The following is a 25,533-nucleotide window of genomic DNA, read 5'->3' on the forward strand; positions in this document are numbered from 1 at the left end:
TATGCGCGTGCTTTCCCATTGGACGCACGAGCGGGGCGATCGGTTCCCTAGGTGTTCTCGGCGCGGGCCTTCAGCGCGGCGAGGCCGCGCTCGAAATCGCGGCCCGCGAACCGGTCCATGGGCACGATCTTGCCCACCAGAGCGAAGAAGCCGGTGGTCACGCCGGTCATGGTCCAGGTGACCCGGAAGACGCCACCGTCGGGACGGATGTCGAACCGCACGTGGTTGTTCGCAGCCATCGGCTTCTCGAAGTCGAGATCGATGTCCACGGAGTCGTTCGGTAGCGCGCCGGTGATGGTCATCCGGCCCGCGCCGGCCTTGCGGTTGCCGCTCCACGCGTACGTGGCGCCGACCCCATCCGCGGGGCCGCTGTAATCACGCTTCAGATCGGGGTCGAGCCCCTCCCACGGCGACCAATGCCGCCACTCGTGGAAATTGTCGATCAGGCCGAAGATCACGTCGGCGGGTGCGTCGATCACGGTGGACCGTTCGACGGTGAAAGCTCCCATGCGAGGTAGCGTACGGGGCTATCGCAGCCGGAGCGCGGCCAACGCGACGAAGACCAGAACCACCGCCAGTCCCGGGCAGACCCACAGCGAGGCCGCCGACAGGGCGCGGCTCACTCCTGCGTCCCCCTCGGCAACGAACGCAGTGACCATCGGGTGCCGGCCTCGCGGACCGCGATGCCCGCGAGGAACCCGAAGAACGCCGCGAGGACGTCGAGCTCGGCGAGGGGCTTCGAGGCGAGCCAGACGATCAGGGCGCCGAGCAGCGGAGCGGCGACGGCGATGGCCCGCGCCCGCCGGGTCGGCAGCCAGAGCGCGGTCACGATCGACGTCGTGACCGCCGACCCGAGGCCGATGGCACCGAGCGTCGAGACCGCATTGAGCTGCTCGAAGTAGCCGAAGGCGGAGGGTACGCCATTCGAGTACCGCTTCGCATCGGTCAACGGGACGTACGCCGTCCATCCCGATCCCATCTGCTGGAAGACCAGCATCATCGCCACCACGTAGGCCCACCAGCCGGCATCACCGACGGCGCGCACGACCCGGACTTTGTTCACGGCGATGAATCTATCGTGGTGCATCGCACCACCGGGCATACCTCGGTCGTCATTAGACTCGCTGGCATGACAGCAGTACCCGATACCGCCGCCGACCACCCCGCCGCCGGTCTCACGACGGCGCAGGTGCAGGAGCGGGTGCGCGAGGGCAAGGTCAACAAGCTGCCGAACCGCTCGGGCCGCAGCACGTGGGACATCATCCGCGCGAACGTCTTCACCCGGATCAACGCGATGCTGGGTGTGCTGTTCGTCCTCGTGCTGTTCACCGGCTCGCTGATCAACGGGCTGTTCGGCCTGCTCATCGTGTTCAACTCGGCGATCGGCATCATCCAGGAGCTGCGCGCGAAGAAGACGCTCGATTCGCTCGCCATCGTCGGGCAGGCCCGGCCGGTGGTGCGGCGCGACGGACAGTCCGTGGAGATCCCGCAATCCGACGTGGTACTCGACGACGTGATCGAGGTGGGGCCGGGCGATCAGATCGTGGTCGACGGCGAGACCATCGCCTCCGAAGCCCTGGAGATCGACGAGTCCCTCCTCACCGGCGAGGCCGACCCCGTCGACAAGCAGCCGGGTGACGAGATCTTCTCCGGCAGCTTCGTGGTGTCCGGGTCCGGCACGTACCGCGCCACCAAGGTCGGCGCCGATGCCTACGCGGCCCAGCTTGCCGACGAGGCCAGCAAGTTCACCCTCGTCGATTCGGAGCTGCGCTCGGGCATCGACCGCATCCTCCAGGTGATCACCTGGCTGCTGGTCCCTGCAGGCGTGCTCACCGTGGTGAACCAGCTGGTGATCTCGCGGCAGAGCCTCGACCAGGCGATCCTCGGCATGGTCGCGGCCCTCGTGCCGATGATCCCCGAGGGGCTCGTGCTCATGACCTCGATCGCCTTCGCCGTCGGCGTGGTGCGCCTGGGCCAGCGCAAGTGCCTGGTGCAGGAACTCCCCGCGATCGAGGGCCTCGCGCGTGTGAACGTGGTGTGCGCCGATAAGACCGGCACCCTCACCGAGAACGGCATGCGACTGTCCGAGGTGGACGTGCTCCACGGGGACCGCAGCGACATCGAGCAGGCACTGGCCGCCATCGCCGCGCTCGACCCGCGACCCAACGCCAGCGTCCAGGCCATCGCCGAGGCCTACCCGGATTCGCCCGGATGGCGGGCCACCGCGATCGCCCCGTTCAGCTCCGCCAAGAAGTGGTCCGGAATCTCCCTCGCCGAGGGCGATTCCCCGCGCGGCAACTGGATCCTCGGGGCCGCCGACGTGCTCCTCGATCCCGAGTCCGACGGTGCGCGGCGCGCCACCGAGCTCGGTTCGACGGGGCTGCGGGTGCTGCTCGTGGCCACCACCGATGTACCTGTCGACACCGACACCGGCGACCTGGCCGCACCCGGAAACCTGGTGCCCCGCGCGCTGATCGCGCTGGAGCAGCGGGTGCGCCCGGACGCGCGCGGCACCCTCGACTACTTCGACTCGCAGGGCGTCGCGGTGAAGGTGATCTCCGGCGACAACGCGGTATCCGTAGGCGCCGTCGCGCATTCGCTCGGACTCGGCTCGCCGGATTCCTCCGTGGACGCCCGGAAGCTGCCCGCCGAGAACGTCGAGCTGGGCACCGTCGTCACCGACAACGTGACCTTCGGGCGCGTGCGCCCCGATCAGAAGCGGGCCATGGTCAAGGCGCTCCAGTCCCGTGGCGACACCGTGGCCATGACCGGCGACGGAGTCAACGACGTGCTCGCCCTCAAGGACGCCGATATCGGTGTCGCGATGGGCTCGGGCAGCTCCGCCGCGCGCTCGGTGGCCCAGATCGTGCTGCTGGACAACAAGTTCGCCACGTTGCCGTACGTGGTGGGCGAGGGCCGCCGGGTGATCGGCAACATCGAGCGCGTCGCGAACCTGTTCCTCACCAAGACGGTGTACGCGGTGCTGCTGGCGTGGCTCGTGGGCCTCGCGGGCATCGGCGCCAAGCTGTTCGGCTTCACCCCGATCTCGTACCCGTTCCAGCCCATTCACGTGACGATCGCGGCCTGGTTCACCATCGGTATCCCGGCCTTCGTCATGTCGCTGGCGCCGAACAACGAGCGGGCTAAGACCGGCTTCGTGGGCCGTGTGCTGCGCCTGGCCGCACCGTCGGGCACGGCCGTGGGCCTGGCCACTTTCCTGTGCTGGGTGGTGGTGAACCCCGGCGGATCGGGTGCCGCCGTCGGCGGCAAGGCGGCTGCGCTCACGACCCAGCAGATCCAGGCTTCGACCGCGGCGCTCATCACGCTGCTCGTCGGCTCGCTGTGGGTGCTGGCCCTGGTGGCGCGGCCGTACAACTGGTGGAAGATCCTGCTGGTCGGGGTGTCCGTAGCGTTCTACGTGGTGCTGTTCTCCATCCCCTGGGCGCAGCAGAAGTTCTTCCTGGACATCAGCGATCCGCAGATGGTGGGCACCGGGTTCGCCTTCGGCGCCGCCGCGATCGTGATGGTGGAGGTGTTCCGCCGCCTCGCGCCCAAGGTCTTCCACGGGGTTTCCCGCAGAAAGCGATAACCAGGTGGAACTCATCTTCCCCGGAGCTCCGCTCGCGTGCGCTCTGGGAGCGGCTGCGGCCTGGCTCGTATTCGTGTCACCGGCCGAGCTCGCGGGTGCAGTGGCCCGGGAAGCCGCGGGTTGGATCGCAATCACATTGGCGACGCTGGCGATTCTTCCGCTCATTGCGCTCGTGCTCGGTCTGCTTCTGTTGGACACGACGGGCGAGGTCGAGGCGAGCACCGCGGTGGCGGTGGCAATCACGGCTACGGTGGCGGCGTGTGCGGCGGCGTTGTACGTCGGGTGCATCCGGCGGGTGCGGTTCTTGGCCGTGCCGATCTTCGCCTTCGGCGCGGGGGTGCCGTGGTTCTGGTGGTTCCTCCTGGTCGGCGATTGGTCGTTCGGTCCGACCTGACGGGCTCTTTCGGGGGCTCGCGGGTGAGGTGCGAGGCGTAGGGTCCAGGTATGGACACGGAAGCTGAGGGATCGGAGACCGTGGTCGAACCGAGCGATGTTCGCGTTCGCGCGGTCTGGGAATCACTGGCGTCGCCCCTGGCGATCGCCTTCGTCACCGACAGTCGGGTGGTTCTGCTCGACGAGGCGGAGCTCGCTGCGCTCGACGACGGCGGCACCGACCTGGTGGTGGGCGACCTCTGCATCGGCGGTACCGATGAGCAACGCCGCACCCTGTTGGACGAGGCGCGACAGGTCTCCGACCGTGAGTATCAGGAGATGGGTGACGTGGACGTCGCCGTGGTGGACGGCGCCGTCGAGCTGCGGCGCACGGCCGGCGACGGCTTGCAGGAGTCGGCTCCCGCGGTGGTCGCCGCACTACTGGAGCACGAGCGCAACGGGTGGCGGAACCGGGGCGTGAACTACGCCAAATGGAGTTTCACCTGCGGCGATCACTACTTCGTCACCACGCCCCTACGCGCGGCGTTCGTCGCGGATCGGATCGCCACCGCGCTCGACCACGCGGGCCGTCGCTGACTCAGAGTTCGCGCGGAACAACGATCATCGGGACCGCCACCACGCGCAGCATCTTCGCGGCCGTCGTGCCGAGGAACAGCCTGCGCGGTGCCGCGAGCCTGCTGGATCCGACCAGGACCACGTCGCCGGGCTGCCAGTCGAGTCGCCGCACGGCGTCCTCCACGCTGGGGCCGGTGACCACGGCCGAACGCACTTCGACGACGGCGGGCAACTTGCCGCGGGCCTCGTCGAGCAGGCGTTCGGCGTGCTTCTCCGCGGCGTAGACGGCGTTCGGGTCGTCACTGCGCTTGGCGGGCATGAGATCGAGCGCGATGAGCGAGACGAGGCGCAGGGGCACGCCGGCGCGCTGGCTCCCGCGGATGGCGGTGGCCAGCACGGCATCGGCACCGGATCGTGTACCCAACGCGCAGGTGATCTCGCGGACGGTGCGGACACCCTGATTGCGGAACCCCCGCGGCGCGAGGGCCACCGGCAGCGGTGCCGAGTGAATCAGGTCGTTGACTACCGAGCCCAGGGAGTACGGACCCAGCAGGCCTCCACCGGAGCCGCCCGCCACGATCAGGGTCGCGCCCACTCGCGCGGCTTCGGCGATGATGCCCTCCGCGATCGAGTCGTAGATCCCGATGTGCGTGGACACCGGGATGTCGTCGGTCACCAGATCCCGCGCCTCGGCCAACCACTCGTCGGCCTGGGCGGTGAGCACATCGTCGAAATCCCCGGGAGCGAGCGCTGCGTTGCCATCGGGAGGAACGATCATGCCGATCGCGAGCTCCGCATCGAAGGTGCGGGCGAGCTGCGCACCGAGCACGACGGCATCGCGGCCGCCGTCGGTGGCGAGGTAGGCCACGTAGACGATCACGAGCAACAGCCTCCGTCCGTGGGGGAATCATCCTGCTCAGTGCAGCATTTCGCGGGCGAGGGTGCCACGTCGAGCGAAGGGTTGCGGTCGAAGAAGCCGAAGGGCTTGAGCCAAAAACTCACCGTGTCGGAGGGCATGATCGGCCAGTCCTCGGGCCGGGTGATGTGGTGGATGCCGAAGGTGTACCAGAGCACCACGTCGGTGTTCTCGATGTTCCGGTCGGCGGCGGTCCACGCCGGAAGACCCATGCCGGAGCCGCCCTGGTTGACGAATTCACCCGCCGGCCAGCGTTCGTCGGCGGCGTTCGGGGTCACCCACAGCGTGTGCTTGATCGCCTCGCAACGGCCGAGGATGGGCGAATCGTCGGGGAACATCGGGGGGAAGGCGCCACTGGGTGCGAGCTTGTAGGCGGGGGAGAGGCCGATACCCGTTGTGACGTTGTCGTTGGCGATCTTCCACGATCGCTGCGTGGCGTAGTTCGGGTTCTGTTTGCCCTCGGATTCCGTGCGCAGCGGCGTGTTCACCTGCTGCAGCGACAATCCGTACGGATTGTCGGGGCCCACGGGAACCGGCTCGGTATCGGAGCGGTAGACGGTGTTCTGCTCGCCATCGATATCCAGATCCATACGGGCCGTGAGGAAGTGCTGGTGGAACGGCGCGTAGGTGCGCTGATCGACGAGCGTGCCGTGCGGGTGCGCGGCGCCCTCGGCGATGTGACTGACCACCATGATGCCGGTGGCGCGGACCTCGCACTCGATGCTGCCGTCCTGGTAGAACCGCCAGTAGGTGAGGTACTCGTAGTTCGCGACGGTCACGTGGAAGGAGACCGTGAGGCGGCGCATGCGCCGGACCTCCGACCCCGCATGGTGATCCACGTGCTTCCACAGGACCGCGTTGTCCTCCTCGTGGATGCAGACCGCGTTCTCGATGCGGTAGGGATCACCCTTGCTGTTGTGCAGGGTCGCATCCAGGTACCTGATCTCGCCCAGGCAGTCGCAGCCCAGCGCGAGTGAGGTGGTCATGAAGCCGAGACCCCACTCGCCGATGTCGAAGGCGGTGCGGCGGTAGTGATCGTCGCAGTGGTCGCGGTACGGCACCATCATCTCGGCGAACGAGAGCCGGTGGGCGATCTTGCGTTCGGTGCCGTTGTCGTTGTACGTGACGGCGTGCAGCGTCATGCCCTCGCGATAGTTGAAACCCACACGCAGTGACCAGTTCTGCCACGAGAGCTTGTTGCCCTCGAGGGTGAACGACGGCCCCTCGGGCTGCGTGATCTCCAGCGGCTTGAGCGGGCCGCGAGTATCGGCGTCACGGATCTCCTTGGGCACCATGCGCGGCACGTACTCGCCCATGATCTTCGGGCGGTCCACGCGGAACGTGTCCTCGATCTCGAGCAGTTCCATGGTGGCGAGGTCGATGACGCAGTGGAGGCCGTTCACCGGCCCGGCGTACGGATTCGCGCCCTCGGCCGCCCGCACCCAGGTGTCCGACCAGCCGATGCGGCGGCCCTTGTACTTCTCGGGGATGAGCACCTCGCCGTACGTCCAGGTGTCCATGAACACCAGGTCCAGGTCGGTGATGCCGCGGTCGGCGAGCGCGGCGATCACGTCAGGGTGTGCACGGAGGGCCTCGTCGGCTTCGACCCACTCGTCGACGGTGACGTTCGGCTGTACGTCCGGGACGTGCTCGAAGGAGGTGACGGCACCGTCGGTCAGCGAGATCCGGGCCCGGAACGTGCGGTTCGAGCTCCGGTCGTACAGGACGGCCTGGGCTGCGCGCTCGCACGGCGCACCGTCGGCGTCGAAGGCGGCGATCTCGGGCTTGCTCGGCTCGATCATCTCGATCGACGCGTACCGCCAGTTCTCGTCCACGTCGTGCGCGTCCGCGAGCAGCCTCGTGACCGCCCGGAATTCATCGGCGGTCAGCGGGTCGAGGGGATGCTGGAAATCGCTCATCGGGGCGGGAGCCTCTCTGGTCGGGTCGTGCGCGCGCGTGGATCGATCATCTCCACAGTGCTCCGTGCCACACCGTGAAGCACGCGCCGGTGCGTCCATTGATCCTATGGTCGTCGCTCCGAATCGGAGCGCGATTCGAGCGTCGTGCGACGCCGGGCTGCGGGCCAGAGGGGATCGGATTACTTGTCGCTCTCGGATTCTGTCCGCGATGGACACTGCGTCCGAAATGGACAGAATCCGAGTGTCGCGCGCCGGGGAGATGTTCCGCCCGCTGAGAATCATTCGGTTCGGTCGACGAAGCGTCGTGTCCAGGCGGCACCGTCAGGCAGGGGGCGGTCGTGTGGCGCGGTCCAGAATGCCGAGAGCAGGTCGTAGCCGGAGTGCACGAGTCGCGCTTGCGCGGGCCAGTGTTGATCGGTCCACTCAGGCTCGTTGTGTGCCGAGTCGATGGCCGCGCGCACGCATCCCTCCACCTCGAAGTGCAGGCACCGCGCCTGTTCGCGGGCAGGCTCCGCGCCCACCTCATCGGGCCGGTCGACGAGTGCGAGGGCGGTGGAGCGCACGCGTTGCGCGGTCCATTCGAAGGTGCGACGGTGCGCGTTCGGATACAGGAAGTACATCGCCAGGAAGGCGACGATCACGCCGATCACGGTCTCCAAGAGCCGGTCCCGGATCACGGGTCCGGCCGACCCCGTCGTCGCGCCGGCGCCGCTCGCCATCAGCGCGACTGGCGTGATGAAGGTGACCGCCGCCGCGTAGTTCCGCGTGATCATCATCTCGATGCAGAACTGGAGCACGGCCACGATCGCGATGAGCGCGTACCCGGTCGGTCCGAGCCCGTACAGCGCCGCATAGAGAGCGAGCCCGACTGCGGTCCCCATGAAACGCTGCAGGCCGCGCACGGTGCCGTGTACTCGATCGACACCGGATTGGAGTACGACCAGGGCGCTGATGGCAGCCCAATGCGGGCGGTCGAAACCGAGCGCGAGACTCGCGGCGCCGGCGGCGATGCATGCGACACCGACTCGGACTGCCGTCACCATCGCGTGCGAGGACATCGTCAACGAGCGCCGCAGGCGGTGGCGGATGCTCGGCCGCATCGTCGAGGTGGTCACCTCGCGCGTGGGGTCCACACCCGCGGATTCGACGGTGTCGTCCTGCGTGGCTGTGAAGCGGTGGTTGGCATCGCGAAGGCGTTCCAGGAGAGGGGCGTCGGCGGAGCGTGCACCGGCGCGGGCATCGTCCATCGTGGACCACGCCGCAATGAGCGCCGATCCGGCGGCGTTGCGTTGCGTGGCGGTCCGCGCGCCGTCGGGGGCGAGGTACGCGTCGACCGCCCCGACGGCGCGGTTGACCGCCTCGCGCTGCGGACGCGACGGATCACGAAGCGCACCGGCCATGGACACGACGACCGACGACACCACTCCCAGCGCGGTGCCGACGACGAGTGACGCCGCACCGGCTCCCGCCTCGGTGGCGATCACGGCACCCGATCCCACCAGAGCGAAGAACAACGCCCCCGGCGGACCGAGGCGCAGTGCATCGACCACGTAGACCGCGAGGACTGCCGGGACGACCACCATCAGTACCGACGCTATCCGGATCGGGACACTGCTCTCGGGGATCACCGATCCGAGTGCGGTGCCGACGATCACGCTGAGTAGCAGAGCGATTCCGGCGATGCCCACCACCTGTGCGCGGATGCGGTAGGCGCGGCCCTCGCCGTACAGGACCGCGAAGGCGCCGAACGTCGCGAACAGGGCCGACGATCCGTGGCCGGCGGCAACCATGCCCGCGCCCGGAATTCCGACCGCCGCTGCGGCCCGCAGCCCCGCACCCCAGCGCCACGGCCCGGCCGCCGACTGCGCGAAGACGAGTGATCGCACACGACTGACCGGCGGGAGTGGATCGTGGTTCGGTTCGCCAGCAGTCACATACTCATTCCATCACCCCGCGGGGACTGCGAAACTGCGGGGAATCACCTCAGCCCAAGGGACGCGACACCCGGCTCGTCACAGGAGCACCAGACCTTCGAGGCCGGGGGTGGCGGCTGTGGCGCTGAAGAATTCCGAGATCGGGATGGCTGCGGCGCCGTCTCCGGCAGATATAGCAACGATCTGGCCCTCGGAATCGAGAACGGCCGCACCCGACCTGCCCGCGGGAGAGGTGAAGCCCGACAGGCGCAGGAGACGGTTCGGTTCGATCTCCACCCGGAACCGCTCGCCGATACCCATGACCTTCACCTTGTCGCCCGCGTTGGCGACGGCGCCCGGCGCAGAAACGGACCAGCCGACGCCCGGCTCGAGCTTCACCGCAACCGCAGACCATGTGCCGTTGCCACCCCGGACAACGGCGGCGATCGTCCCGAGTAGCGCCCTGGCGTCAACGTTCTCGATCTGGGTGCCCACGGGTGCCGCGCACTCCTTGCCGACGATCGCGTAGCGGACCTGATTCTCGCCCTGCCCCTGAGCGGCCGTCATGCCGAGCTGGCACGTCGCATTCGATCCCACCGGCGCCACGATGATTCCCGGTGTCGCGGATTGCAGTGGAACAGGATCGCCGGGCGCGATCGGCGGGGGCGACGATCGGCTCATCAGAGATGTTGGTCCGTACTGAATCGGGCCGTCATCCGGAGCGGAGCAACCGGTGAGGAGCACCAGCAGCGCCAACGATGCACCACGGTATCGACTGATCACGGATTCACGATTCCACATGACGGTGATCGTGGGAAGAGGCTGGACGCGCGGCACCGACGCCCTATGTGGCATGTGGTGGGGGTGGCGTGCCCCAAGAGATGCGGCGGATACAAAAAAGTGCCCCCGGCAGGATTCGAACCTGCGGCCTTTCGCTCCGGAGGCGAACGCTCTATCCCCTGAGCTACGGGGGCGCAGGGCTACGCAAGGTTAGCGCATCGTCACGGCAGACCGGAAACCGGCTGGCGGGCCCGTGGCGCGTCGCGGCCCCGTCATCGGTACGTCCTGCCTGCTGGGGCGAACTCCCCGCACCATAGGATGTACCGGTGACTCCCGCTGACCTTTCGGAACTCCTGCATGCGACCGCGACGACCGTGCTCACCGAGCGCGGCCTCGATGTCTCGGTGCTCCCGGAACGCGTCACCGTCGAGCGCCCGCGCAACCCCGAGCACGGCGATTACTCCACCAACCTCGCGATGCAGGTCGCGAAGAAGGCGGGAGTGAACCCGCGTGACCTCGCGACCTGGCTCGCCGAGGCCCTGTCCAGCGCGAACGGCATCGACGAGGCGACGATCGCCGGCCCGGGCTTCCTCAACATCCGCCTCGCCGCCGACGCCCAGAATCAGCTGATCGCCTCGATCCTGGACCAGAAGGACGCCTTCGGTCACGGGACCGCGCTCAAGGACCAGCTGATCAACCTCGAGTTCGTCTCCGCCAACCCCACCGGCCCCGTGCACCTCGGCGGCGCCCGTTGGGCCGCCGTCGGCGACAGCCTGGGGCGCGTCCTCGAAGCGCAGGGCGCCGAGGTGACCCGCGAGTACTACTTCAACGACCACGGCGCGCAGATCGACCGGTTCGCCCGCTCGCTCGATGCGGCCGCCACCGGCAAGCCCGTCCCCGAGGACGGTTACGCAGGCGACTACATCGGCGAGATCGCCGCCACCGTGGTGCAGAACCGGCCCGGCATCCTCGACCTCCCCGAGGACGAGCGCATCGAGGCCTTCCGCGCCGACGGCGTGGAGCTGATGTTCGAGCACATCAAGCGCACTCTGCACGACTTCGGTACCGACTTCGCCGTGTTCACCCACGAGGACGAGATGTTCACCTCGGGCCTGGTGGAGCAGAGCGTCGAGCAGCTCAAGGGCAACGGCAACCTGTACGAGAAGGACGGCGCCTGGTGGCTCCGTTCCACCGACTACGGCGACGACAAGGACCGCGTGGTCATCAAGTCGGACGGCAACGCCGCCTACATCGCCGGTGACATCGCCTACCTCAAGCACAAGTTCGACCGCGGTTTCACCCTGGCCATCTACATGCTGGGCGCCGACCACCACGGCTACATCGGCCGGCTCAAGGCCTCCGCCGCGGCGATGGGCTACGACCCCGACCGCGTCGAGGTGCTCATCGGCCAGCTGGTGAACCTCGTGCGCGACGGTCAGCCCGTGCGGATGAGCAAGCGCGCCGGCACCGTGATCACCCTCGACGATCTCGTCGACGCCGTGGGTGTGGACGCGGCCCGGTACTCGCTGATCCGCAGCTCGGTGGACACCTCCATCGACCTGGACCTCGACCTGCTAACCCAGGCCAGCAACGAGAACCCCGTGTACTACGTGCAGTACGCGCACGCCCGCCTCTCCGCGATCGCCCGCTCGGCCGCGGAACTCGGCATCGTGGGATCGACGGAGCACCTGGGCCTGCTCGACAACCCGCGCGAGGGCGATCTGGTGCGCACGCTGGGCGAATTCCCCGGTGTGGCAGCGGGAGCCGCCTCGATGCGGGAACCGCACCGCGTGGCTCGCTACCTCGAAGAGCTGGCCGGCGCGTACCACCGCTTCTACGGCGAGTGCCGCGTGCTGCCGCTCGGCGACGAGCAGCCGACCGACCTGCACCGGGCCCGCGTGGCCCTGTGCGCAGCCACCCGCCAGGTGCTCGCCAACGGCCTGGCCCTCGTGGGCGTTTCGGCGCCCGACCGGATGTGAGAGGCCCCGCAAGTGAGTGAACTCGCTCCCGGCGTCTGGCCGACGCACGCGCGCCGCGAGGCCGACGGTGGCGTCACCGTGGCCGGAATCCCCGCGCGCGCTCTCGCCGAGGAATTCGGCACGCCCCTGTTCGTGATCGACGAGGACGACTTCCGCGGCCGGTGCCGCGGCATGCGCGAGGCCTTCGGCGACGACGCCGCCGTGCACTACGCCTCGAAGGCCTTCCTCTCCATGGAGATCGCCCGCTGGGTGCGCGACGAGGGCCTGAACCTGGACGTGTGCAGCGGCGGCGAGCTCGCCATCGCCCTGCGCGCCGAGTTCCCCGCGGACCGGATCGCCCTGCACGGCAACAACAAATCGGTCGCGGAGCTGGCTTACGCCGTCGACTCCGGCATCGGCCACATCGTGATCGACTCGCTCTCCGAGATCGCCCGGCTCGACGCCGTCGCGGGGGAGCGCGGCGTGGTCCAGGACGTCCTGATCCGCCTGACCCCCGGTGTGGAGGCGCACACCCACGAGTTCATCTCCACCGCCCACGAGGACCAGAAGTTCGGCTTCTCCCTCGCCTCGAACGGGTCCGATTCACCGGCGATGCGGGCCGTCACGGCGGTCTTCGAGGCCGACAACATCCGGCTCGTGGGCCTGCACAGCCACATCGGCTCGCAGATCTTCGACGTGGACGGCTTCGAGATCGCGGCCCGTCGCGTGCTGGAACTGCTGCGCGACATCGTCGCCCGGTTCGGCGCGGAGAAGACCGCCCAGCTGAACACCATCGACCTCGGCGGCGGCCTCGGCATCGCGTACACCCCGGACGACGATCCGCCGCCCGTGGCCGACCTCGCCGCGAAGCTGCGCAGCATCGTCGAAACCGAATCGGCGGCACTGGGTCTGGCGACCCCGCACCTCGCCGTCGAGCCCGGCCGCGCCATCGCCGGACCGCCCGGAATCACCCTCTACGAGGTGGGCACCATCAAGGACGTGGCGCTCGACGGCGATGCCGATATCCCCTTCCGTCGCTACGTCTCGGTGGACGGCGGCATGAGCGACAACATCCGCCCCGCGCTCTACGGCGCGGAGTACACCGTGGCCGTCGCGGACCGCGATCCCGAGGGCGCGCCCGTACCCTCGCGCATCGTCGGCAAGCACTGCGAGACCGGCGACATCCTGGTGCGCGACACCGACACCCCCGAAGGCCTGGCCGAGGGCGACCTGCTCGCCGTGGCCGCCACGGGGGCCTACTGCTACTCGATGTCCAGCCGCTACAACATGCAGCCCCGCCCGGCTGTGGTGGCGGTGAAAGACGGCGCGGCGCGGTTGATCCTGCGCCGGGAGACCGTGGACGACCTGGTGAGCCTGGAGGTGCTCTGATGACTGAACCCGTGAACCGTGAGCTCGGCGTGGCCCTGCTCGGCATGGGGACCGTGGGGGCCGAAGTGGCCCGCATCCTCATCGACAACGCCGACGACATCACCGCGCGCGTCGGTGCGCCGCTGGCCATCCGCGGTATCGCCGTGCGCGATATCGCCAAGGACCGCGGCGTGGACCCCGCGCTCCTGACCACCGACGCCGCATCGCTGATCGACCGCGACGATGTGGACATCGTGATCGAGGTGATGGGCGGTATCGAGCCCACCCGCACCCACATGCTGCGTGCGCTGCAGGCCGGCAAGTCGGTGGTGACCGCGAACAAGGCGCTGCTCGCCGAGTACACCGGCGAACTCGCCGATGCCGCGAACCGCGCCCGCGCCGACCTCTACTTCGAGGCCGCCGTGGCCGGCGCCATCCCGGTGATCCGCCCGCTGCAGCAGTCCCTCGCCGGCGACTCCGTGGAGCTCGTGGCCGGAATCGTCAACGGCACCACCAACTTCATCCTCTCCAACATGGCGGAGAAGGGGGAGGCCTACGAGACCGTGCTCGCGGAGGCGGGACGCCTGGGCTACGCCGAGGCCGATCCCACCGCCGACGTCGAGGGCTACGACGCCGCGTCCAAGGCCGCCATCCTGGCCTCGATCGCCTTCCACACCCGCGTCACCGCCGACGACGTGTACCGCGAGGGCATCACCTCGGTGACCGCCGCCGACATCGAGGCCGCCAAGGCCTTCGACTGCACCATCAAGCTGCTCGCCATCTGCGAGCGGTTCACCGATGCCGCGGGCGAACAACGGGTCTCGGCCCGCGTGTACCCGGCGCTGGTCCCGCTCAAGCACCCACTCGCGAGCGTCGACGGCGCCTACAACGCCGTCTTCGTCGAGGCCGAGAACGCCGGCCGCCTCATGTTCTACGGCGCCGGCGCGGGCGGCGCGCCCACCGCCTCCGCCGTGATGGGCGATGTGGTGATGGCCGCCCGCAACAAGGTGCACTCCGGCCGCGGCCCCCTGGACTCGGTGTACGCGAACCTGCCCGTGGCCCCCATCGGCGACGTGCACACCCGCTACTACGTGGCCATGGAGGTCGCCGACCGGCCCGGCGTGCTCAGCGCCGTCGCCAACGAGTTCTCCGCGCGCAACGTCTCGATCAGCACCGTCCGCCAGCAGGCCGACACGCCCGATCGCGGCGCGCGCCTGGTGATCCTGACCCACAAGGCTCCCGACGCGGCCCTCTCGGCCACCGTCGAGGCCCTGAAGAACCTGGACGTGGTGACCGCCGTGTCCTCCGTGCTCCGTCTGGAGGGAACCAATGACTGAGGCAGTCCACAAGCCCTGGCCCGGCCTGATCGAGGCCTACCGTCACCGTCTGCCCGTGTGCGACACCTGGGAGCCGGGCTGGGAGCCCGTCACCCTCCGCGAGGGCGCGACCCCGCTGCTCCCCGCCAAGGCGCTGTCCGAGCTCACCGGCTGCGAGGTGTACCTCAAGGTGGAGGGCCTCAACCCCACCGGCTCGTTCAAGGACCGCGGCATGACCATGGCCGTCACCGAGGCCAAGGCCACCGGCAAGAAGGGCGTGCTCTGCGCGTCCACCGGCAACACCTCCGCCTCGGCCGCCGCCTACGCCTCCATCGCCGGCATCGAGTGCGCCGTGCTGGTGCCGGCCGGCAAGATCGCCATGGGCAAGCTGGCCCAGGCCGTGATGTACGGCGCCAAGATCATCGAGGTGGACGGCAACTTCGACGACTGCCTGGAGCTGGCCCGCAAGACCACCGCCACCTTCGACACCATCGCGTTGGTGAACTCGGTGAACCCGGTCCGTATCGAGGGACAGAAGACCGCCGCCTTCGAGATCGTCGACGCCCTCGGCAAGGCCCCCGATGTGCACGCGCTGCCCGTGGGCAACGCCGGCAACATCACCGCGTACTGGAAGGGCTACAGCGAGTACTTCGCCGACGGCGTCATCTCCGCCCGCCCGCGCATGCTCGGCGTGCAGGCCGCCGGAGCCGCACCGCTGGTCAACGGCGCGCCGGTGAAGGATCCCGAGACCATCGCCACCGCGATCCGCATCGGCAGCCCCGCGTCCTGGAACCAGGCCGTGGCCGCCAAGGACGAGTCGAACGGCCAGTTCCGCGCCGCCACCGACGAGAAGCTGCTCGAGGCCTACCGCCTCGTCGCCCGCACCGAGGGCGTCTTCGTCGAACCCGCCTCCGCCGCATCGGTCGCCGGACTGCTGGCCGCCACCGAGGACGGCTGGATCGCCAAGGGCTCCACCGTGGTGTGCACCGTGACCGGCAACGGCCTCAAGGACCCCGACACCGCTCTCAAGGGCGTCCCGGAGATCGCGCGCGTGGGCATCGACCCCGTCGCCGTCGCCGCCGCCATGGGCCTGACGGAGTAGCGCGACCGGTGACTTCCGCCCAACACACCCTGCCCGTGGGCCTCACGGCCACCGTCACCGTTCCGGCGTCGAGCGCCAACCTCGGCCCGGGGTTCGACACCCTCGGCCTGGCGCTCGGGCTGTACGACGACGTGACCGTCGAGACCACCGACGGCGGCCTGGAGATCATCGTCGACGGCGAGGGCGCCGGCGAGGTGCCCACCGACGAGCGGCACCTGGTTGCCGTCGCCCTGCGCCGCACCCTGCAGCACCTCGGCACCAGCGCGCCGGGCCTGAAGCTGCACTGCGTCAACCGGATTCCGCAGTCCCGCGGACTCGGATCGTCGGCCGCGGCAGCAGTCGCCGGAATCGCCGCGGCGGCCGCCCTGGCCGCCGACGCCGAATTCCCGCGCGCCCTCACCGCCGCCGAAATGGTGCAACTGGCTTCGGAATTCGAAGGACACCCGGACAACGCCTCCGCCAGCGTGCTGGGCGGCGCCGTGGTCGCGTGGACCGTTCCCGCCGCACCGGTACCGGACTCCGCGGGCTACCGCGACCAGTCGCTCGGGCACGGTCAGGCCCCGTCGGGCCCCACCCGGTACGACGCGCGCCGGGTGGACGTGCACCCCGACATCCGGGCGTACGCCCTCGTACCCGACGTGCAGTCCTCCACCTCGGTGACCCGCGGGCTGTTGCCGCGCCTGGTGCCGCACGCCGACGCCGCGTTCAACGCCTCCCGCGCCGCGCTCATGGTGCTGGCGCTCACCGCACATCCGGAACTGCTGCTCGACGCCACCGAGGACCGGCTGCACCAGCGGTACCGCGCGGCCTCGATGAAGGCATCGTTCGAGCTGGTCGAGCAGCTGCGGGCCGGGGGAGTGGCGGCCGCCATCTCCGGTGCCGGACCCACCGTGCTGGCCCTGACCCCGCAGCCCCTGCCCGCGCACCTGTCCGAGGCCGCGGTGGCCGCCGGGTTCACGGTGCACGAGCTCGCGATCGCCGACGGGGTCTCCCGGTCCTGAGCGCCCCGGGCGCACGACACGCGGAGGCCCCTGATTGCCCGGGGTTGACAGGTCGCGCTACCATGGCAGACGTGTCCGACGAATGAATCGGACGCACTTCGGCACCCTTGCCACGAACGCCTGACACTCAGCTCAGAGTTACTGGCACGCCGGTTCCCCCACATGGCCGAGTCGGTTCACGAATCCGCCAACCACACGGTCCGGCAGCCGAAGCGCAACGAATGCACCTCAATTCGTGCCCCATCCCGCGACAAGCACCTGCATGTCATGCACGTGAATCCGTCGAACCGGGGCGCGGTACGCCCCAGATCCGCGCCGCGGCTGGGGAACTGAAAGGAACTCCGTGACCGAAACGGACGTGACCACCAGCCCCGAGACGGCTGCCCCCACCTCGGCGAGCGCTCAGCGCGCCGACGAGCGGCGCCGGTCCGGCCTGAACGGCATGGTGCTGGCCGAACTGCGCACCATCGCCGGTGACCTGGGGATCAAGGGGATCTCCGGGCTCCGCAAGGGCGATCTCATCGCCGCGATCACCGCCCAGCAGGGTGGCGGTGCCGCCCCGGCCAAGGCCCCGAAGGCCGAGAAGGCCCCCAAGGCCGACGCCCCGAAGGCGGAGGCGCCGAAGAACGACGCCCCGCAGGCCGAGGCCCCCAAGGCCGACGCGCCCAAGAACGATGCGCCCCAGGCCGACGCCCCGAAGAACGAGGCGCCGCAGGCCGAGAAGGCCGACGCTCCGAAGAACGATGCGCCCAAGAACGACGCCCCCAAGAACGAGGGGGAGCAGGGCCAGCAGCGCGAAGGCGGCCAGCGCCGCGAGCGCAACCAGCGCCGCGGCCAGAACAACGCCGACGGCCAGAACGACCGCCAGAACGACCGCCAGGACGGCGGCCGCCAGAACGACCGCGGCGACCGTCAGGACCGGCAGGACCGGCAGCAGGGCCAGAAGAACAACAACAACGGCCCGAACAACCGGAACCAGAACAACAACGGACCGGATGACGACGGCGAGGGCCAGGGGCGCCGCGGGCGCCGCTTCCGCGAGCGTCGTCGCGGCCGCGACCGCAACCAGAACGACGGTGAGCCGCAGGTCAGCGAGGACGACGTCCTGCAGCCCGTGGCCGGCATCCTCGACGTGCTCGACAACTACGCCTTCGTGCGTACCTCGGGCTACATCGCCGGACCCAACGACGTGTACGTGTCGATGAACATGGTCCGCCGCAACGGCCTGCGCCGCGGCGATGCGATCACCGGCGCCGTGAAGATGCCCCGCGACGGCGAGAACGCCGGCAACGAGGGCGGCAACGGCGGCGGCGGAGGCCGCGGCAACCAGTCGAACCGGCAGAAGTTCAACCCGCTCGTGCGCCTGGACAGCGTCAACGGCCAGGACGTGGAGTCGGCGAAGAACCGGCCCGAGTTCAACAAGCTCACCCCGCTGTACCCCAACCAGCGGCTGCGCCTCGAGACCGCGCAGAACATCCTCACCACCCGTGTGATCGACCTGATCATGCCCATCGGCAAGGGCCAGCGCGCGCTGATCTCCGCCCCGCCGAAGGCCGGCAAGACCACGATCATGCAGGACATCGCGAACGCGATCGCCGTCAACAACCCCGAGTGCTACCTCATGGTCGTCCTGGTGGACGAGCGGCCCGAAGAGGTCACCGACATGCAGCGCAGCACCAAGGGCGAGGTGATCAGCTCCACCTTCGACCGCCCGCCGGGCGATCACACCTCCGTCGCCGAGCTCGCCATCGAGCGGGCCAAGCGGCTCGTGGAGGGCGGCAAGGACGTGGTGGTGCTGCTCGACTCCATCACCCGCCTGGGACGCGCCTACAACAACTCCAGCCCCGCATCGGGTCGCATCCTCTCCGGCGGTATCGACTCGACCGCCCTCTACCCGCCGAAGCGGTTCCTGGGCGCGGCACGCAATATCGAGAACGGCGGCTCGCTCACCATCATCGCCACGGCCATGGTGGAGACCGGTTCGACCGGCGACACGGTGATCTTCGAGGAGTTCAAGGGCACCGGCAACGCCGAGCTCAAGCTGGACCGCAAGATCTCCGAGCGCCGGATCTTCCCGGCCGTGGACGTGCACCCGTCCAGCACCCGTAAGGACGAGCTGCTGCTCGCGCCCGACGAGGCCGCCATCGTGCACAAGCTGCGCCGCCTGCTGTCCGGACTCGACAGCCAGCAGGCCATCGAGCTGCTCATCAGCCAGCTCAAGAAGACGCAGAACAACATCGAGTTCCTGATGATGGTGCAGAAGAACAGCGGTTTCGCCGACAGCGAGTAGATCCGGCGAACGAACAACGGCGCCCCTGCGGATATCCGCGGGGGCGCCGTCGTCGTCGGAGCTACAGCGGCAGGTAGGGCGTGATCGCCTTGGCGATCACCACACCGCGCTCACAGTCCCGACCGGGGATCTTCTGCAGGCCGATGTACAGCACCCCGTTCGCCGTCGACTTGTAGGCGGTGATGCAGAAGCCCGGCTGATCCTTCTCCACCGAGGGCACGTCGAACCGCCGCCACTTGTCGCTGCCCTGCACCGGCGTGCCGTTCGGCCAGTCACCCGAGGAGGTGAAGGTCGCCATCTTCACCGAGGCACCCGCGGCCGCGGAATCGTCGCTGCGGCACGCGAACTTCACGCCGTTCGTCTGCCGCTGGCCCGGATCGTCGACCGCCGGGGACAGGCCCAGCGAGGTGAGCACCGAGGCGGGCAGCAGGCACGGATCGATGAAGCCCTCGCGCAGAGTCACGGAGCCGTCCGGTGCGGGGAGACTGGGCGACGCCGATGCCGACGCCGACGGTGCCGCCGTCTGGTCCGGGGACGCCCCGTCGTCCCGCGTGAGCGAGAACGCCACGATCCCCGCCAGTGCCACCGCGGCGATCACCGCGACCGCGATGGCGGACAGCAGCAGGCCGCGGCGCTTGCGCGGCGGTGCACCGGCCGGGCCCTGCTGCGGCCAGCCGCTGTACGGTCCGCCGTACCCCGGCTGCTGCGGCGGGTACCCGGGCTGCGCCGCCGGGTACGGAGGCGGCGTCGGCCGCGACAGGGCGGGGGCCTGCATCGTGGGTACGTCCTGCTCGTGCAGCGCCGGGCCCGCCGGAGCGGACTGCGCGGCGGCCGCCCGCAGCGCCTGCGAGAAATCACGGCACGTGGGGTAGCGCTGCTGCGGCGCCTTCGCCATGCCCCGGGCGATCACCGGATCGACCGCGGGGGACAGGCCGGGGCGCAGCCGCGACGGTGCCGGTGGGGGCGTCATCAGGTGATCGCGGATCACCGCGGTACCGCTGCTCGCCCCGTACGGCTTCACTCCGGTGAGCAGTTGAACGGCCGTGCACGCCAGGCTGTACTCGTCGCTGCGGCCGTCGACCGCATCGCCGCTGAGCTGCTCGGGCGAGGCGTAGTCGAGGGTGCCCACCACCATGCCCACCGAGGTCAGATCGCTGTGGTCCTGGTTCTGCCGAGCGATGCCGAAATCGCCGAGCATCACCCGCGGGCTGGTGCCGCTGGTGTCGATCATGATGTTGCCGGGCTTCACATCGCGGTGCAGCAGGCCCATCCCGTGCGCGTAGTCCAGCGCCGCGGCCACCGCATCGACGATCGTGATCACCTGCTCGACGGGCAAGCCGTGCGGATACTGCGTCAGCAGCGCCGCCGCGTCCCGGCCCGGGACGAGCTTCATCGACATCCACAACCGGCCGTCGTCGTCGCCGCGGTCGTAGACCGGCACGATGTTCGGATGGTCGAGGCGGGCCGCCATATCGGCCTCGCGCTCGAACCGGGCGCGGTAGGTGGGATCCGAGGAGAACGCGGACGGCAGGACCTTCAGCGCGTCCACCCGCGGTAGCCGCGGGTGGCGGGCCGCGTAGACCGCGCCCATGCCGCCGGCCCCGAGCACGTGCTCGATGACGTATCCGCCGATCACGGTGCCCGGCGGGTCCGTTTCGACCCGACCCTTGCCTGACTCGTCCACGGTGCCTCCCACCTCGCGCAACCACTGGAACGGTAGCCGACGCGCGACTGCCGCGGCGTACCCTCCCGGGGCCCGCCTCCGGGCGGCTCCCGGGGTGCGGGAATTTCTCGTGAGCGGGGGCGTTCTGGCATACTGGAATGTCGGTATCGGTTCCGGTTCACGGTCCTGGTGATCACCAGGGTCGACCCGGCGGCCTAGAAACGAAAAGGACGGCAGAGATGAAGCAGGGGATTCACCCCGAGTACGTGGCCACCACCGTTGTGTGCGGTTGCGGCAACACGTTCGAGACCCACAGCACCAAGGCCGACGGTCGTATCAACGTCGAGGTGTGCTCGCAGTGCCACCCGTTCTACACGGGCAAGCAGAAGATCCTCGACACCGGCGGCCGCGTCGCCAAGTTCGAGAAGCGCTACGGCAAGCGTCCCAGCAAGGCCGCAGCCTCCGAGTAGCCGTCCCGCCGACGCCCGTCCTGCCACGCAGGCCGGGCGTCGGCGCGTTTCTCGGCCTGTTCCCCCGGCCCCGTTTCACCACCGAAGAAGGACTCCAGCATGAGCGCCGGCTCACCCTCCGCGATCGACGACATCCTGGCCGAGTACTCCGGCCTCGAACAGCAGATGTCCGACCCGGCGCTGCACAACGACGCCGGCGCCGCGCGCCGCGTGGGCAAGCGGTTCGCCGAGCTGGCCCCCATCATGGCCACCCACCGCAAGCTGGAGTCCGCCCGCGAGGACCTGGCCGCCGCCCGCGAGCTGGCGGCCGACGATTCGTCCTTCGCCGACGAGGTGACCTCCCTGACCGAGCAGGTCGAGACCCTCGAACAGCAACTCACCGACCAGCTCGCCCCGCGCGATCCGCACGACAGCGACGACGTGGTGCTCGAGGTGAAGTCCGGTGAGGGCGGTGAGGAATCGGCCCTGTTCGCCGGTGACCTCGCCCGCATGTACCTGCGGTACGCCGAGCAGCGCGGCTGGAAGGTCGAGACGCTGGGCGCCACCTACTCCGACCTCGGCGGCTACAAGGACGCCACCTTCGCGATCAAGTCCCGCGGCCCCGGCGCCGACGGCACGATCGACGGCGTGTGGGCGCGAATGAAGTTCGAGGGCGGCGTGCACCGCGTGCAGCGCGTGCCCGCCACCGAGAGCCAGGGCCGCATCCACACCTCCGCCGCCGGCGTGCTCGTCTATCCCGAGCCCGACGAGGTCGAAGAGGTGCAGATCGACGAATCCGACCTGCGCATCGACGTCTACCGCTCGTCCGGCAAGGGCGGCCAGGGCGTCAACACCACCGACTCCGCCGTGCGCATCACCCACCTCCCCACGAACATCGTCGTGACCTGCCAGAACGAGCGCTCCCAGCTGCAGAACAAGGCCCGCGCGATGCAGGTGCTGGCCGCCCGCCTGCAGGCCCTCAAAGAGGAGGAGGCGGAGGCCGCCGCGTCGGACTCCCGGGCCGCGCAGATCCGCACCGTCGACCGGTCCGAGCGGATCCGCACCTACAACTTCCCCGAGAACCGCATCGCCGATCACCGCATCGGCTACAAGGCGCACAACCTCGACCAGGTGCTCGACGGCGACCTCGACCCGCTGCTGGATGCCCTGCAGGCCGCGGACCGGCAGGCCCGGCTCGAGGCGGAGTGAGGCCCAGCGTCCTCGCGGTCGGCGCCACCGCGCGCCTCGCCGAGGCCGGCGTACCGTCGCCCCGCAACGACGCCGAGGTGCTCCTCGCGCACGTCCTCGGCGTTGACCGTGGCCGGCTCATCCTCGCGGACGTCACCGCGGAGCAGTCCGCCGCCTACGACGCGCTGGTGGCGCGCCGCGCCGCGCGCGAACCCCTCCAGCACATCCTGGGCCGCGCGCCCTTCGGCCCGCTCGACCTGCACGTGGGTCCCGGCGTCTTCGTGCCCCGGCCCGAGACCGAGCTGCTCGCCGTCTGGGCCGCCCGGCAGGTGGGCCGCGGCGCCGCCATCGTCGACCTGTGCGCCGGGTCCGGCGCCCTCGGCCTGTACCTCGCGGCGACGGTCCCCGGCGCCCGCGTAGCGCTCGTCGAACGCGATCCGCAGGCCCTGGAGTACCTGCGCGAGAACGCTTCCGGCACCGGCGCGACGGTGCTCGACCAGGACGTGACCGCGCCCGGACTGGACGCCGAGATCGAGGCCGCGCTGGGCGGCACCGTGGACCTGGTGGTGTGCAACCCGCCCTACGTGCCCGACGGCGCCCCGCTCGATGTGGAGGCAGCACTCGACCCGGCCGCCGCGCTGTTCTCCGGCGCCGACGGCCTGGACCTGATCCGCGCACTCGCCCCGCTGTGCGCCCGGCTGCTGCGCGCAGGCGGAGCGGTCGTGATCGAGCACGACGATTCCAACGGTGCGGGCACGGCCGAGCTGCTGTCCCGGGCCGGATTCGGCCAGGTCGAGCAGCACCGGGACCTCGCGGGTAGGCCGCGCTACGTGACTGGCAGGATGGACGCGTGAGCATCGCGTACGACTGCACCGACCCCGACTCCCGGTCCGCCGGCATCGCCGCCGCCAGGGCCGCGCTCAAGGGCGGTCACCTCGTGGTGATGCCGACCGACACGCTGTACGGCATCGGCTGCGACGCCTTCGACAACCGCGCAGTGGCCGATCTGCTCGCCGCCAAGCACCGCGGCCCGGACATGCCGGTGGGCGTGCTGGTGGGCTCCTGGGACACCATCGACGGGCTCGTCAGCCGCGTGAGCCCCGCCGCCCGCGAGCTGACCCACGCGTTCTGGCCCGGCGCGGTCTCGCTCGTCGTCGAGCAGGCACCCAGCCTCGCCTGGAACCTCGGCGACACCCGCGGCACCGTGATGCTGCGGATGCCGCTGCACCCCGTGGCCATCGAGCTGCTGCGCGAGGTCGGCCCCATGGCCGTGTCCAGCGCCAACGTCTCCGGTAAGCCGCCCGCCGCCACCATGACCGATGCCCGCGACCAGCTGGGCGATTCGGTGGAGGTGTACCTCGACGGCGGGCCGGCCGAGCACGCCGTCGCCTCGACCATCGTCGACCTGTCCGGCCCGCAGCCGCGTGTGCTGCGCGAGGGCGCCGTGACCACCGCCCGGGTGGCCGAGGTGCTCGGCGTGAGCGTCGAATCCCTGGCCTGAGCTACTTGGCGATGCCGCCGATATCGGTGATCAGCCAATTCTGCGCCTGATCGATCGTGACCACGTACTTACTGAGCACCGCGCGGCCCTCGGGCTCCTGCGCATAGGTCGAGGTGACCGTGACGTAGGTGTTCACCGTGAACACCGAACCGCGGTGCGCGGACACCACGGCGCCGTCCGTGACGCCCTTCGAGACCCACTGCAGCGGCTGCACTCGCTGCGACACCACGCCCATGTTGGCCTTCAGCTTCGCCGCCAGATCCGGCGAGGTCCCGGCCGTCAGCGATTTCTCCCACGCCCCGAGATCGCGGTAGTCGAAGGTCGCCGCGCCCGCCGCGTACTTCGATGCGATATCGCGCGCCGTGGCCTCGTCGGCCGCCTGCCGGTTCTGTGTCGCGAGTTCCGACTGCGCCCGGCTCGCCCGGCCGTCGGCGTTGCTCCACGCCACCGCGAGCGCGATGGTCGAGGCCAGCAGCGCCACGATGAGCACGGCGCAGAGGACGAACCCGACGATCACACCGGTCGACGACCGGCCCGGTGCCGGGGGAGGAGTGCCGTAGGGCCCGGCGGGAGGCTGCACGGGGCCGGTGTACGGGGGTTGCGGTGCGGTCATGGTGTGATCCTGCCACCGGATACGCAGGAGCCCCGAGACCGGGTGGTCTCGGGGCTCCTGTCGGTATCTCTGCGCTGGGGGCGCTACCGGCTCAGTTGCCGGGCGTCGGCGCCGGGGCCGGAGCGGGCGCGGTCTCGGTCGGAGCCGGGACGGGCGCCGCCGGGTTGCCCTCGGTCGCGACGCCGCCGGGCGAGCCCGGACCACCGACGTCGGTGATCTGCCAGTTGTCGTCCTTGTTGAGGGTGATGTTGTACACCGTCATCGTGGTGCGACCCGACGGTGCCTGCGCATTCGTCACGTCCACGCTGACGTACGCGTTCACCTTGTACACCGGACCCGACTCGGAGCTGACCACCGCGTCCATGACGGTGCCCTTGGACACCCACTGCAGCGGCTGCAGCAGCTGGTTCATGGCGCCCGTGGTGGCCTCGTACTTGTTCTTCAGCGCCGGGGAGACACCGGTGGTCAGCCGGTTGGTCCACGAACCCAGATCGCGGTAGTCGAAGGTGGAGGCGCCGGTGGCGTAGTCGGCCGCGACCTTCTCGGCGTGCGCGCGATCGGCATCGGCGGCCTTCTGGTCGTTGAGCTCGCCGCGGGTCTTGAAGTACAGGAAGCCGAAGATGGCCGCGGCTGCGATCACCGCGATCACTGCGACGGTGATGATCACCGTGGTGGTCGTCGCGCTGGCGCTGGGCGCCGCGGCGGCCGGTTGCGGCGCCGGACGCGGACGCTTGCGCACCACGGGGGCCGCCTCCTCCTCGTCCTCGTCGTCCTCCTCGACGACGGGGGCGGGCTTGGGCTTCTTCTTCACCGGTGCGGGCTTCGCCGGGGCGGCCGGCTCCGTCTCAGCGGTGGGCTCCGTCGTGGTGGCGGGCTCCGTCTCGGTGGCGGACTCCGCGGGCGCAGCGGCTTCCTCGGTGGCCTCGGTCTGCTCGGCCGCCTCGTCGAGCTGTGCGTCGGCGGCGGGGGTCTTGTCGTCCGGGGCGTTCTCAGTCACTTGTCTTGGGTGCCAATCGTGT

General features: G+C 69.8%; 22 protein-coding genes and 1 tRNA gene. 13 read left to right on the top strand and 10 right to left on the bottom strand.

Features of this window, described 5'->3' with window-relative positions:
- Positions 1-47 precede the first annotated feature (47 nt).
- Positions 48-509: an SRPBCC family protein gene (locus TTY48_RS15530; RefSeq protein ID WP_220658338.1), complete on the bottom strand. Its 462-nt coding sequence runs from the start codon at positions 507-509 to the stop codon at positions 48-50.
- A 110-nt stretch (positions 510-619) separates the two neighbouring features.
- Positions 620-1,063 carry a hypothetical protein gene (locus TTY48_RS15535; protein ID WP_220658339.1) on the bottom strand — a complete coding sequence of 148 codons (444 nt, stop codon included), beginning with the start codon at positions 1,061-1,063 and terminating at the stop codon, positions 620-622.
- A 66-nt stretch (positions 1,064-1,129) separates the two neighbouring features.
- On the opposite strand from TTY48_RS15535, the gene TTY48_RS15540 reads away from it, so the two are divergent.
- The 3 genes from TTY48_RS15540 to TTY48_RS15550 are packed head-to-tail and all read left to right on the top strand — an operon-like array spanning position 1,130 to position 4,558.
- On the top strand, positions 1,130-3,589 hold the full coding sequence (locus TTY48_RS15540; protein WP_220658340.1) for an HAD-IC family P-type ATPase: 2,460 nt from the start codon (positions 1,130-1,132) through the stop codon (positions 3,587-3,589).
- Between the two features lie 4 nt (positions 3,590-3,593).
- Entirely contained in the window at positions 3,594-3,983 is a 390-nt protein-coding gene (locus tag TTY48_RS15545; protein WP_220658341.1) for a hypothetical protein, read from the top strand.
- Positions 3,984-4,033: 50 nt separating this feature from the next.
- On the top strand, positions 4,034-4,558 hold the full coding sequence (locus tag TTY48_RS15550; protein WP_220658342.1) for a hypothetical protein: 525 nt from the start codon (positions 4,034-4,036) through the stop codon (positions 4,556-4,558).
- A gap of 1 nt (position 4,559) precedes the next feature.
- On the opposite strand, the gene TTY48_RS15555 is transcribed toward TTY48_RS15550, so the two are convergent.
- The 5 genes from TTY48_RS15555 to TTY48_RS15575 form a co-directional block, all read right to left on the bottom strand.
- Positions 4,560-5,417, bottom strand: coding sequence for a universal stress protein (locus TTY48_RS15555; protein ID WP_220658343.1), 858 nt, complete (start codon positions 5,415-5,417; stop codon positions 4,560-4,562).
- Positions 5,414-7,372 (bottom strand): primary-amine oxidase, encoded by a 1,959-nt coding sequence (locus TTY48_RS15560; RefSeq protein WP_220658344.1) that lies wholly within the window; start codon positions 7,370-7,372, stop codon positions 5,414-5,416. The genes TTY48_RS15555 and TTY48_RS15560 overlap by 4 nt, the downstream gene beginning before the upstream one ends.
- A gap of 278 nt (positions 7,373-7,650) precedes the next feature.
- A complete protein-coding gene (locus tag TTY48_RS15565; protein WP_374758712.1) occupies positions 7,651-9,162 on the bottom strand; it encodes an FUSC family protein in 1,512 nt (503 codons plus the stop codon).
- A 222-nt stretch (positions 9,163-9,384) separates the two neighbouring features.
- Positions 9,385-10,041 carry a hypothetical protein gene (locus TTY48_RS15570; protein ID WP_220658346.1) on the bottom strand — a complete coding sequence of 219 codons (657 nt, stop codon included), beginning with the start codon at positions 10,039-10,041 and terminating at the stop codon, positions 9,385-9,387.
- A gap of 145 nt (positions 10,042-10,186) precedes the next feature.
- Positions 10,187-10,259: transfer RNA gene (locus TTY48_RS15575), tRNA-Arg, on the bottom strand.
- Positions 10,260-10,391: 132 nt separating this feature from the next.
- Here TTY48_RS15575 and argS point away from each other — a divergent pair.
- The 6 genes from argS to rho all read left to right on the top strand — a co-directional run bounded on the left by argS (position 10,392) and on the right by rho (position 19,100).
- Complete coding sequence (argS, locus tag TTY48_RS15580) at positions 10,392-12,044, top strand: arginine--tRNA ligase (RefSeq protein ID WP_220658347.1); 1,653 nt, start codon at positions 10,392-10,394, stop codon at positions 12,042-12,044.
- A gap of 12 nt (positions 12,045-12,056) precedes the next feature.
- Complete coding sequence (lysA, locus tag TTY48_RS15585) at positions 12,057-13,412, top strand: diaminopimelate decarboxylase (protein WP_220658348.1); 1,356 nt, start codon at positions 12,057-12,059, stop codon at positions 13,410-13,412.
- Positions 13,412-14,728, top strand: a complete 1,317-nt coding sequence (locus TTY48_RS15590) for a homoserine dehydrogenase (protein WP_220658349.1) — start codon at positions 13,412-13,414, stop codon at positions 14,726-14,728. Before lysA ends, TTY48_RS15590 begins: the two co-directional genes overlap by 1 nt.
- Positions 14,721-15,809, top strand: coding sequence for a threonine synthase (gene thrC, locus TTY48_RS15595; RefSeq protein WP_220658350.1), 1,089 nt, complete (start codon positions 14,721-14,723; stop codon positions 15,807-15,809). The genes TTY48_RS15590 and thrC overlap by 8 nt, the downstream gene beginning before the upstream one ends.
- Before the next feature lie 8 nt (positions 15,810-15,817).
- Positions 15,818-16,810: a homoserine kinase gene (gene thrB / locus TTY48_RS15600; RefSeq protein WP_220658351.1), complete on the top strand. Its 993-nt coding sequence runs from the start codon at positions 15,818-15,820 to the stop codon at positions 16,808-16,810.
- A gap of 343 nt (positions 16,811-17,153) precedes the next feature.
- Positions 17,154-19,100: a transcription termination factor Rho gene (gene rho / locus TTY48_RS15605; RefSeq protein WP_220658352.1), complete on the top strand. Its 1,947-nt coding sequence runs from the start codon at positions 17,154-17,156 to the stop codon at positions 19,098-19,100.
- A gap of 61 nt (positions 19,101-19,161) precedes the next feature.
- Here rho and TTY48_RS15610 read toward each other — a convergent pair whose 3' ends face one another.
- Positions 19,162-20,796 (bottom strand): serine/threonine-protein kinase, encoded by a 1,635-nt coding sequence (locus TTY48_RS15610; protein WP_255585772.1) that lies wholly within the window; start codon positions 20,794-20,796, stop codon positions 19,162-19,164.
- A 206-nt stretch (positions 20,797-21,002) separates the two neighbouring features.
- Between TTY48_RS15610 and rpmE the strand changes: the two genes are divergently transcribed.
- The 4 genes from rpmE (at position 21,003) to TTY48_RS15630 (ending at position 23,901) form a co-directional block, all read left to right on the top strand.
- Positions 21,003-21,233: a 50S ribosomal protein L31 gene (rpmE, locus tag TTY48_RS15615; RefSeq protein ID WP_220658354.1), complete on the top strand. Its 231-nt coding sequence runs from the start codon at positions 21,003-21,005 to the stop codon at positions 21,231-21,233.
- Between the two features lie 99 nt (positions 21,234-21,332).
- Entirely contained in the window at positions 21,333-22,421 is a 1,089-nt protein-coding gene (prfA, locus tag TTY48_RS15620; RefSeq protein ID WP_220658355.1) for a peptide chain release factor 1, read from the top strand.
- Entirely contained in the window at positions 22,418-23,254 is an 837-nt protein-coding gene (prmC, locus tag TTY48_RS15625) for a peptide chain release factor N(5)-glutamine methyltransferase (protein ID WP_220658356.1), read from the top strand. Before prfA ends, prmC begins: the two co-directional genes overlap by 4 nt.
- Positions 23,251-23,901 carry an L-threonylcarbamoyladenylate synthase gene (locus TTY48_RS15630; protein WP_220658357.1) on the top strand — a complete coding sequence of 217 codons (651 nt, stop codon included), beginning with the start codon at positions 23,251-23,253 and terminating at the stop codon, positions 23,899-23,901. Before prmC ends, TTY48_RS15630 begins: the two co-directional genes overlap by 4 nt.
- Position 23,902: 1 nt before the next feature.
- On the opposite strand, the gene TTY48_RS15635 is transcribed toward TTY48_RS15630, so the two are convergent.
- Together TTY48_RS15635 and TTY48_RS15640 are read right to left on the bottom strand one after the other, a co-directional pair.
- Entirely contained in the window at positions 23,903-24,514 is a 612-nt protein-coding gene (locus tag TTY48_RS15635; RefSeq protein ID WP_220658358.1) for a hypothetical protein, read from the bottom strand.
- Positions 24,515-24,605: 91 nt separating this feature from the next.
- Positions 24,606-25,511, bottom strand: coding sequence for a hypothetical protein (locus tag TTY48_RS15640; RefSeq protein WP_220658359.1), 906 nt, complete (start codon positions 25,509-25,511; stop codon positions 24,606-24,608).
- Positions 25,512-25,533 lie beyond the last annotated feature (22 nt).

The organism is Tsukamurella sp. TY48 (assembly GCF_019656655.1).
Lineage (GTDB): Bacteria > Actinomycetota > Actinomycetes > Mycobacteriales > Mycobacteriaceae > Tsukamurella > Tsukamurella strandjordii.